Source organism: Nodularia sp. UHCC 0506, from assembly GCF_034931045.1.
GTDB lineage: Bacteria > Cyanobacteriota > Cyanobacteriia > Cyanobacteriales > Nostocaceae > Nodularia.
The window spans coordinates 33,984-44,140 of record NZ_JAYGHH010000033.1 but is presented as its reverse complement, the minus strand read 5'-3'; the positions used below and the strand labels follow the sequence as shown (position 1 = coordinate 44,140).

Sequence of the window (10,157 nt, the reverse complement as noted above, 5' to 3'; positions counted from 1 at the left end):
TGTGGATGGACGGGTAATTAGCTACTTGCAGTCAGATCCTTTTAATCAGGATGAGAATTTGACTGAGTTAGTTATCTCTACTCTCAAAGCACATTGGTTGCCTTTGGCAATGTTTAATGAGGGTGTGCGTGGGGAGAAAATGAGGCAGATTGGCATTGTGGCGATCGCTAAATTAGAAGCACAAATCAACATTATCCGGCGAATTTGTGGGATTGATATTGACCCTGGTTATGTCACACCAGCAGTTACTCATCAGACATCAACAACACCGAACAATAGCGCATCCGCCTTGGGGATGATTTCAGATAATCAAGAAATCAATAACAACGGTCATAAAAATGCTCAAAGTAATGATGAGGATGAAGATGATGATTGGGATGACGATGAGGATTGGGGATTGATGAATCTGCCAAAGACCGAGGAAATGCAACAAATTAACAAGATATTTGGCGTTTAGAAAGCAATTAGGGTAACGGCCGAGGTATGTGGACAATGGGACACAATGTAAACAAATGTTGCGGATTTTTAGCAGGAAAATTAGAGCGAGAGCGATCGCTAAAATCAAAAATTGACATTGTAGACCTTTGAGGGAATGAAACGAACTTGCGTCTCAACGGGGCTTGGTCATTAAATATCAATCGTTCCGAACTCGCAGCACAAATTGGACGCAGTATCATCAGGCCGCACCCACACCCGACACTCTGTTGAATCTAGGAATATCCTGCGAATATAAGTCAGGTTCAAATTGAACCTGGGTTATGCAGTTGGCATCATGGGAGGCGATATGGCTTTAGACATTAGCTTCGCTATCGCATCCAGTGGGATAGGAATGGCAACATTCCCCTCGACTCTACCCCTCGGCGGCTATCCAATTTTTGCTCATCTAGCTATATACCTGTTTTCAAGTAAAAGCGGTTTTCGGTATCCATCTACATCCAGAGGGAGGAGGGAACAATTTCCCCGCCAGAAATTACGCTCGTCTAGCTATGTACCTGTTTTCAAGTAAAAGCGGTTTTCGGTATCCATCCACATCTAGAGAAAATGAGCCGAATCTAACTTCCTTGATAGTTGCCAGTTTCTCGGTTTTTCCATCTGGTAAACAGATAACTCTATCCCCTGGTTGTAATTCATCGTGGTCTAGTTCGTCACTGGATGCTGGCGCGGTTGGTTCCGTCGTTATGGTTGATGATGACGCGGTGATGACATCTTTTTCGGAAATGATGACATCTTTTTCGGAAATGATGACATTTTTTTCAGAAATGATGACATTTTTTTCAGAAATGATGACATCTTGTGTTTCAGACTGACCGCCTTCAACTGTTTGCTGTGCAACGTTTTCAGCCGTTTGGGATTTTTCAGATGATGACAATGATGACACGATGTCATCACCCTCAACCGTTTGCTGTGCAACGTTTTCAGCCGCTTGAGAATTTACAGATGATGATGAAATCTCTCTAGAGGAGTCTGAAGTATCGGGGGATTGTTCGGAAAAACCAGGGGTGTAATTGGCGCATTGTTCGGAAACACCGGGGGGGGTTGTGGTGCGCTGAACTAAATTGTCATCATTTTTATTTTTATCCAATTGCTGTAATGCTTGCTGTGTCTGGATTTGAATGGGTTCAATACCTGTCATCATTGTGTCATCATTGTCATCATTTTTATTTTTATCCAATTGCTGTAATGCTTGCTGTGTCTGGATTTGATGGGTGTTTATGGTGTTTAGTGATTTGTCATCATTTTTGCCAAAAGTGTCATCATTTTCGCTAAAAGTGTCATCATTTTCGTTAAAAGTGTCATCATTTCTGAAAAGGATGTCATCATTTTTTGGGAAAACGTCATCATCACTAAAATCACTGGAAAAGTAAAAGCTATCTTTGGAGTTGAGCGCCCCTAATTGAACCATCTGGTCACACATGGCCGTAATTTCCTTCGATGGAACACTCCTTAGCGATCGCACACCATATTTGATGTCCCGAACAGTTTTGGCTGTCTTCCTCCTATCCAGGTAGTCTTTGATTTTGAGATAGTCGCCCTCTAGTTTTTGTTCTGGAGTAAACAACGCCCTCAGCAGCAGGTGTTGGTCGAGGTAGAATTTAATCGCGTTGCCTGCACATACAGCAGAATGTTGATCAATCATTTGTGTGGGGTTGGTGTTCCCCGCTAAAACTGAATTAACCAAGTGAATCCATAAAATCAACCTCAAAAAGTAACTCCTCAGTTTTGGCCCGATGACAGACATCCCCACGTCGTCGCTTTCTCCTTCCAAGTCCTTAATCTGGTTGAGGACTATATTGCAGTGCTTCTTGGCATCGATGGACAAGAAATACTGTCTTTCTGGCAATTTTAAGCAGTCTTCATAAAGTGATTCCAGGGATTGTTGCAAGCGTGCGCTCAAACCGTCGTCGGTTTCTAGTAAGTCAATCGGTTTAGTTGGCGATGGAACCAGAGAAATTAACCATCTGGCAAAGTCCCCCTGGTGATCATTAAAATCTTGTTTGGCCAAAATACCCTTGAGGGTGTCAAATTGAGTATTGCCAGTTTTACATATTGCGGATTTGGGGATGTATGCAGATTTTTCTGGGTCTACTAAATCGCGTCTTAGTATCCCCCCGTTAAACTCTGACAGTTCTAATTCCTGATCGTCGCCAATTCCATTTCTGTACTTGTTTCGCCCACTCCAGAAAGCTGATGCCTCATCTTTGAACTGTAGCAGCCCCCGTGGGTTCTCACAATGAAGTTTTATTTTCGCTTCTTGCGATAGGTTGCTGACAATAAACCTGTTTAGAGTTGGCTTGGTTGGTGGTTCTGAATCATCTTTATTTTTTTGCCATTCTGCATACTCTCTGGCATATTCTTTCAAATCTTCCTGATACTGTTCCCTTGCTAAGTTTTCCAGCCGTTCTAGTGGTTTGACGATCACTTTTTGTGTAGGCGATTTTAGTTCGCCGGAACGCGCTAAAACCAGGGACTGAAAAATACAAGGCTCAACAAAGTTACCCTGTGCTTTCGCCACAATTTCTGACGATGTACCAATCAAGGAACCAACCACAGGAACCAAAGTAGTAAGCAGATGTTCCACGGATGTTGGCATTGTTTCCGCTAATTCATACAGCATTGTGGCCAGTTCTCCCCCGTCGCCAAAAAGTAAATCAAACGGATTTAATCTACTTTTCTTGGCGGTGAATAATTTGGGTATTTGGATTTTTTGGGTTTGTTCCTTGTCCTGCTGCTGCTGCTGCTGTTCCTCGGTTAGTCGGTACAGTTTAAATAGGTATTCAACTTTTTTGCCTGATTCTTCGGATAAATCACCAAGTGCTAATACCAGTTCATCTGGGGTTAACTCTTGGCTGATTAATTCAAGAATTTTGTCGCGTAGTTCCTTACCCCCAATCTTGTTTCTATATGCAGCCGGATGGACAACTACATTCTTATTTGAGGTTGATTGTGGGGTTGGGATATTGTGCGATCGCTCCAGAACTCCCTGGTTTTTCTGCCAAGATTTGACACAGTTCTCAATAGCATCATCGGTTAAGGTCGCTGTGGGGTTGTCTTTTTCGGCTGACCGCCAAATTAAATCAGCTTCTTTCGCATCCAGAGGGGGGGAACATCGATTGCAGTAGTCCTCAAACAGTTGACGCGGATCACCCTCAAATCTATGTCCTAAATATTGCAATCTTGCCGCAGTTCCAATCAGGTTACGTGCTAGTTTTGCGCCTTTGTCGTTGCGATCGCCTTCACCTGTCCCGCTATCAATCAGCGCTCTGTCGTCTATGGTCAGGCAACGATAGAGAGGCACGTCAGATGAACTGGGGGTGATTGGGGGAATCCTGGGCAATTCTTGGGGGAGTGTACTGGGGATAATGCGCCGCAAGTAGTCGGCACGGTAAGTTATCCCTGATTGGTTGACAATTCTTGCCACTCCTGTTACTTCCCCATGTTTTATATATAAACTGCCAGCAAGTCTCATAACACGGCTGGGATTTTTTATAGATTTGTCGCCTCCTGAAAATTCCAATAAATCTGATTGAAGCGATCGCCACAGTCCCACATCAAGGGGATTTTCAAACACCCAATAGCTGTGTATGGATTTTCCCCCGGTGTCTACTTGGAATGTCGGTTCTGGTAGTCCTAATGTTTGCCATAAATTTAACTGAATGTTTTTATCTAGGTTGTCATGCTCATAGAAGATGGCACGGCCTGCTGTTATGCTTTGATCGTCGTGACCACCAGGATTAACCACAACGTAAGTATTCCGCCCCTGGGATTGGTGCGATCGCATTTCATGAAAATCAAGTCCGTCTGCTTTGATTGTGGTTTCGCCGATATACCGGATACGGGGTTTGTCGCCTCTTCTGTATCCCAATAATTCAAGATGCTTTATAGATTCGGCTGTATCTATTTGGGGGGTGCTGTCAATAAAATTAGCGACCATGATTAAGCGCCCTCCCCTAAGTTATTTACGGTGATTGAATTTAAATTATCGGTACATATCAAGAGAAATTGATATGCTTGTATTTCTTGTGCTACATCTGTACTACTAGAAAATGGCTTGCACCCGACTGCTATTCCTGGTAAAAATGGAAGTAGTCGGAGATGCCTTTGCTTTAGTTGCATAGGAAAATCCTCGATGGAAGTAGTCGGAGATGCCCTTGCTTTATTTGCATAGGAAAATCCTCGATGGAAATAGTTGGAGAAGCCTTTGCTTAAGTTGCATAGGAACTTCCTCGTTTGATTCGTGGTTAGTTTTCCCTTTGCTAGAAACTGTGAAAAAGAACAGCAAAGGGAGTGAGAAATTGCCTGAAACCTCAAGTTCGTACCTTGGGGTTTTTTGGCGTTTTAGGGGGTTTGAGCGTTAGGGGGGATTTGAGTGGCTAAATAGGTGATCACGGCTGGATACCGTCGCTAGTAAAAGCATAGCCCCTTATGTTGTGGCTGGATACCAATTTTTCCACTTTGCTCTACTCCTGCTGGTGTAGTCATTGCATAAAAAATCATCTTATACCGTGAGCTAATCCCTTACTTTTGCGCCCCAATTGGGGGAGTAACGCTGTTACCTAGTTTTTTTGGCTGGAGTGCCTGATAATCTGAAATCTGTCATTCACCCGGATGAGGGGTTTGTTTGGTATTGCCCTGGTGTTTTCATCGTGTTTTGTGGTTTTGAGTGGAGGCGATAGCTGCGCTCTCTCCGAGACGCTACGCGTTAGCGGAGCTTTAGCGGAGCAATTGGTTGATTAAGTTTCGCCTTGAGGTTTGTAATTTTGTATTGCTCTTGCAATCAGCCTTTCTACAAGGTTTGAAAGTGTTCTGTCTTCGGAATTTGCAATAGTCTCTAATTCTTCTCTAAGTTCATGTGAGCAAGTAAATGTAATTTTGGCTTTTTTAGTTTTACCCATAACTTCAAATAGTATAGATAACTTTAGATTACATCCTCACTCATTCAGAACCTAAAAATAGGAAGCTGTAAGAAGCTATTGACAGCTTCCGAAGTCATAGATAAGATAGCACTATAACCAAGTCAATGCAAACTCACTGAATCCCTCAAAGCTTACCCATAGCTGGATAGTGAAGAAAAAAAGCAAAAATCTTGGCAATTCGATAACGCATAAATACCCACAGTGCAAGTAGATGCACCGCAAATATGCAAGATAAAACAACACGATAGGCGGGATGAAACAACTACGCACGGGATATATGCAAAAACTCGATAACGGATATATGGACTATGGAGCAAACCAGAATTGTTTACGAAACCTTGATCAATAAGCGGTGCAGTGATAGCCATTGGTCAAAAATTAAACGGCTAATGTTTGACTGCCAACTACCACTAGACAAACAAGGCTTTGAGGTGCTGATTAACCTACGAAAAGTCTCACCAAGATATTTCAGCAAGTACCACGAAGTAAAGGACGAATTAACCAGACTTGGTAGACAACTTTTACCCGCAATTGGCGAGGGCATCACCGGCGAACAGTTCATGGGGCTGATTGAAAGATTAGGAATTAACCCCAATCAATCAACAGTATCTAGGTGGTTCCGCAACTGTGGAGGTTTTAGAGCCAAAGGATTTTACAGCAAACAAACCATCCTCCCAATTGTAGCGATCGCCTTGATTTACAAATCGAAAATTCAGAATAATCAACTCGCAAAAATAGGGGCATAAATCATGGTTACGACAATTGCAAAGCGCATTCAAAGCAAACTATCCAGACAAGGTATTAAGATTTCACTTGGTGAGATTCGACCAATCTATAACGAGATAGTCTCAGATACAGAACACCCCACAGATGAAGAAATTACAGCTATCTTTGAGCATTTAATGGCTAATGCCACCAAGTTGACGGTAATCGAAGAACAGCCCCAACCCGTCGTCACAGATCACGAAGAAAGCAACTCATCTGAAGATGTAAACAATTTATACACATCTTCAGACACTACCCCACAAGCGGAGGAAACAGAAACTCCCATCTGTGCAGGTGGTGAACTTGGAAACACTGCAACACCTGCACAGATGGAATCGGAAACATTGGAAAATCCTGAAGATGTGGGAGCAATCGCACTGCAAGAAACTTCTGAATTAGTTGCATCTACTGCCGAAAGCATGGGTATCACACTAAACATAGAAGACGTTACAGCCATAGCGTCAAACTTCGATTATGCCAGTACAAATTCAGATGATGAACTGGAAGAGATAAAAACTGCAATCACTACCTTTGTCCAGCACAAAGCAGCTTTGAGTAGGCAGAAAATTCAACATATTGTGCAAGAAGTTAAACAGACAATTCACAATCTGGACGCTGAAAATTCAGAGCTACTAAATGATGGATTAAGGAGCATAAGCCAAGATATCAAAAGCGGTTCCGAACGCTTTCGCCAACAAACAAGACAAGCCCTCAAAGTATTTGCACTCCCACCAACTAAAGCAGGCTAACAGCTTTGTAATCAGTTTTAATCCGTCAAAAGCCATATCCATCATTCTGATAATTTCATCCCTTGCTGCTGTACTTGTAGCCTTTGATAACTACCGCTTTAGTCGCCACAGAGTCACCAAGCCGGAGTACCGAGAATTTCAAGATCCTAATATTTATTTGGAGGTTCCGTCATGGTTCCAGAAATAGCTCAAAGCCCCGAACTGTTAGACCTAATTGACCAATCACTTGCACTGCTAAACAAAATACAAAAGCACCCTGATTTTAAGTCTGTCGAGTATGCACCCGACGTTACTTTAGGAGATGCCGAGCAAGCTTTAATCGAAGTGCGTTGGGAGACTTTAGCCCAATCTCCCATAATCAATATTTTTGCTCTTCAAGGTTTCACTAATTAACACTACAAACAGGAATCAAGCATCATGGATCAGAAGAGATTAAACCCAGCACAATCACCCAAAATCAAAAACCACGTTGCACCTAAAGCCCGTCGTATTGGGGCGATGCTTAAGAATAAATTCGGTGTTGATTTGACAGACTTTGACAAGGCGTGTCAGGGTGATTTAGCAGCAGCCCAAAGAGTTGGGGAGTTAGCGCGTCAGGGGTCGATGTATAAGGAGTTCGCCCCTCAAATTGCCGAGCTATATGGAGAGATTTTAGAGGGAAGTGAGGCTTATAACAAAGCTGTAGCAGACATTTTAGTTCAAGGTGGTAAGTCAGCGATCGCCATTGACAAGGCGACCATGAAAGCAACTTTGGAAAACACAAAATATGGACATTCTCGCAGTGAACTAGCAGCCGAGTTTATCGCCTCTAAGAATGCCGAGAACCAACGCCACCAATACCAGATGAACTATTCCCAAATAAAGGGATACATCGACGCGCACTTGGTAGCAGTTGACCAAAAAACATCACTTTTGGAACAATCCCAACGTCCAGAAGTAAAGCAAATTGCAGCAGATGAAGCATACCAGAAGAAGGAACTTGATGAGGCACTGAATAAAGGAGATCGCGCTAGATATGACCTTATCCCTGAAAAGAATTATCAAGGGACTGGAATAAAAGCCAAGTTGATGCAGTTTAAGACCGCGCTAGGTTTCTAACTAATAAATAACCCCAGGTTGCCTTGCCAAGTTTCCTGGGGTTGCGTATATAACATTCTCCTCCACACTACCATGAACCCCAATGATATTGATGAACTGCTAAACAGTGAAGACTCATCCCCCAACGAAGACACAGCGCGGTATTTAGCCCACATCGAGCGCAAATTGTATGAAGAGATAGCTGCAAGGAAGAGGCTAGACAGTGGGGTATTATTCCTAGTCTGTCAACTTGGCTCAGTCTCCCTTAGTTGGTTTCTCTTCACCCTACAAATTAGCATTAGTTTAATAGTTGCAACTTGTATTATTTGTGCTTTACTTCCTGGGTTAATTGATGCAGGTGAAAGTTTTAATTTTGAACTGTCCAGCGAACGCTGGGAACTGCGACACGACAAACCACTGATTGCACTTTGCAAACTGGGCATTGGTGGGGTTATCTCTTGGCATTCCACACGAAAGATTAGTACAGCAGTTGTGCAAACTAACCTAGCTATTAAGGACACTTATGCAGAAATCAGAACTGCTGAGTCATTGGGGGAAGGGTTCCAATTCCAGGGGCTTGAATTACTTTTAGCTGTGGTAGTAGGGCTGGGGTTAATTGCTTTTAATAGTCTGAAGAATAAAGGCAACTCCGATGTATAGAAAACAAAACTTTTTAACTCGATTTATAGGCAGTCTAGGGTTATTAATTGCAGCTAATTATTTTGTAATGGGTTTGTGGGATATCGGTTATAGCATCAGTGCATTAGCTAATTGGCTGAGGGAACAGGGATGGGACACAGTGATTTATAGCTTCCTTGACTCCCTCCTGGTGAACATCGACTTGGTGATAGTTATCAGCCTAATTATAGGGATGATTTGGGTACTTCGTAGGTAAAAAGAATGCAAGAAATTCTGAAATTTAACGAACGCCTCAAAGCACAAAGGAAGACAGCTACACTATTATCAACATCTCTATTTATTGGAGGTGTTGCGTTATGTTTACCACTGTTTGCAGATACTACTAAATATCCTGAAACATTATTCTGTTTTAATCCTAACGCTGATGTGTGTGAGGGTCAACAAATCAAGAGGGGTATTAGTTGGATGATTGACCGTGAACGGCGTAACTTCACTTTTGATAACAAAGTTAAATTCTTACGGGTACTCCCTCCAGAATCGCCTAAAGCGCCCCTCTATGGTGTACTGGGGACTGTTCTTTTAATTGGTGCTTATGGTGTATCTAAATCACTCACAGATACACAGGAGAAAGCAATTCATTCTCAATTCTCAATGCTGAAAATAAAAGCATTGGAGAATGATATATATGTGTCTAATCATTTGGATCTAACTGCATATAGTAAACAGCACCAAGCCCAAATAACTAAGGAGATAATTGCACGGGACACTGCCGGGGCAATTGAACAGCTAAAGAGTGAGGGAGAACAGCAACTAGATCATATTAATGGACAATTGCAGGGTGAAGTTGCCTTGAAATCCCATGAATTACAATTATCAGAACTGGACAAAGCTATTGCGGATAATCGGCTATCTACTGCTGAAACTAACCGCAAGTTAGACAAATTAAATAAACCCACTGGTGACACGGGAACTGCTACACAATCCCCTAATGATTCCTTGAGAAATAGCTTAATAGATGCCCTCAAAGGTCATGAGGATGGTTATTTGTGGAAAATAATCAATTCACTAAAACCGTTGTGGCTCATTGGTAATCAAGGGTCAGGCAAGACTTATACAGCCGGAGCCATTGCACTAATTAGAAAATACTGCCTCGATGCCCCAATTCATCAATTAATTGATAGACACGCCACTGGTGATAATGCCGAGGTGTGGAAACTGCTACAAGCTTACACACTAGCTGAAACTGAAGAAGATATTAGTACAGCTTTTGATGAATGTTGTGATAGATGGTTACAACGGATTAAGCAGAAGCCAAAGACTAAGCAGCAGGTGATTTGTGATGAATTTACCAATTTAAAATCATTATGCGGTGATAGCGCGATCGCATTCTTCAAAATGTCCCTCACCGACACCCGCAAAGCCAAGGAATACCTGCTGGGAATCACCCACAACGCCACCAATGAAAGCTTTCCAGATGGTACAGCATCAGCCCGGAAAGCCGGAACTATCCTAC

At 42.5% G+C, this 10,157-nt stretch carries 11 protein-coding genes; 8 read left to right on the top strand and 3 right to left on the bottom strand.

Annotated elements, in window-relative coordinates:
* Nucleotides 1–457 (top strand): hypothetical protein (locus VB654_RS17195; RefSeq protein WP_323215032.1); only part of this gene is annotated, 457 nt, incomplete at its 5' end.
* 513 nt (nucleotides 458–970) lie between these two features.
* Here the strand turns inward: VB654_RS17195 and VB654_RS17190 are convergent.
* From VB654_RS17190 to VB654_RS17180, 3 genes are all read right to left on the bottom strand, one after another.
* Complete coding sequence (locus VB654_RS17190; RefSeq protein ID WP_323215031.1) at nucleotides 971–4,432, bottom strand: DUF3987 domain-containing protein; 3,462 nt, start codon at nucleotides 4,430–4,432, stop codon at nucleotides 971–973.
* A 2-nt stretch (nucleotides 4,433–4,434) separates the two neighbouring features.
* Entirely contained in the window at nucleotides 4,435–4,614 is a 180-nt protein-coding gene (locus tag VB654_RS17185; protein WP_323215030.1) for a hypothetical protein, read from the bottom strand.
* Between the two features lie 617 nt (nucleotides 4,615–5,231).
* Nucleotides 5,232–5,393, bottom strand: a complete 162-nt coding sequence (locus tag VB654_RS17180) for a ribbon-helix-helix domain-containing protein (protein WP_323215029.1) — start codon at nucleotides 5,391–5,393, stop codon at nucleotides 5,232–5,234.
* A 329-nt stretch (nucleotides 5,394–5,722) separates the two neighbouring features.
* Here VB654_RS17180 and VB654_RS17175 point away from each other — a divergent pair, with 329 nt between their 5' ends.
* From VB654_RS17175 to VB654_RS17145, 7 genes are all read left to right on the top strand, one after another.
* Entirely contained in the window at nucleotides 5,723–6,160 is a 438-nt protein-coding gene (locus VB654_RS17175; protein WP_323215028.1) for a hypothetical protein, read from the top strand.
* Between the two features lie 3 nt (nucleotides 6,161–6,163).
* Entirely contained in the window at nucleotides 6,164–6,928 is a 765-nt protein-coding gene (locus tag VB654_RS17170) for a hypothetical protein (RefSeq protein ID WP_323215027.1), read from the top strand.
* Nucleotides 6,929–7,099: 171 nt separating this feature from the next.
* Nucleotides 7,100–7,321, top strand: coding sequence for a hypothetical protein (locus tag VB654_RS17165; RefSeq protein ID WP_323215026.1), 222 nt, complete (start codon nucleotides 7,100–7,102; stop codon nucleotides 7,319–7,321).
* 24 nt (nucleotides 7,322–7,345) lie between these two features.
* Complete coding sequence (locus VB654_RS17160) at nucleotides 7,346–8,026, top strand: hypothetical protein (protein ID WP_323215025.1); 681 nt, start codon at nucleotides 7,346–7,348, stop codon at nucleotides 8,024–8,026.
* A 72-nt stretch (nucleotides 8,027–8,098) separates the two neighbouring features.
* On the top strand, nucleotides 8,099–8,665 hold the full coding sequence (locus VB654_RS17155; protein WP_323215024.1) for a hypothetical protein: 567 nt from the start codon (nucleotides 8,099–8,101) through the stop codon (nucleotides 8,663–8,665).
* Complete coding sequence (locus VB654_RS17150) at nucleotides 8,658–8,900, top strand: hypothetical protein (RefSeq protein ID WP_323215023.1); 243 nt, start codon at nucleotides 8,658–8,660, stop codon at nucleotides 8,898–8,900. The genes VB654_RS17155 and VB654_RS17150 overlap by 8 nt, the downstream gene beginning before the upstream one ends.
* Nucleotides 8,901–8,905: 5 nt before the next feature.
* Nucleotides 8,906–10,157 (top strand): hypothetical protein (locus tag VB654_RS17145; protein WP_323215022.1); only part of this gene is annotated, 1,252 nt, incomplete at its 3' end.

Bases quoted from the DNA above. Each gene is read 5' to 3' on its own strand.
- VB654_RS17190 (WP_323215031.1), bottom strand. From the start codon at position 4,432: ATGGTCGCTAATTTTATTGACAGCACCCCCCAAATAGATACAGCCGAA.
- VB654_RS17185 (WP_323215030.1), bottom strand. From the start codon at position 4,614: ATGCAACTAAAGCAAAGGCATCTCCGACTACTTCCATTTTTACCAGGA.
- VB654_RS17180 (WP_323215029.1), bottom strand. From the start codon at position 5,393: ATGGGTAAAACTAAAAAAGCCAAAATTACATTTACTTGCTCACATGAA.
- VB654_RS17175 (WP_323215028.1), top strand. From the start codon at position 5,723: ATGGAGCAAACCAGAATTGTTTACGAAACCTTGATCAATAAGCGGTGC.
- VB654_RS17170 (WP_323215027.1), top strand. From the start codon at position 6,164: ATGGTTACGACAATTGCAAAGCGCATTCAAAGCAAACTATCCAGACAA.
- VB654_RS17165 (WP_323215026.1), top strand. From the start codon at position 7,100: ATGGTTCCAGAAATAGCTCAAAGCCCCGAACTGTTAGACCTAATTGAC.
- VB654_RS17160 (WP_323215025.1), top strand. From the start codon at position 7,346: ATGGATCAGAAGAGATTAAACCCAGCACAATCACCCAAAATCAAAAAC.
- VB654_RS17155 (WP_323215024.1), top strand. From the start codon at position 8,099: ATGAACCCCAATGATATTGATGAACTGCTAAACAGTGAAGACTCATCC.
- VB654_RS17150 (WP_323215023.1), top strand. From the start codon at position 8,658: ATGTATAGAAAACAAAACTTTTTAACTCGATTTATAGGCAGTCTAGGG.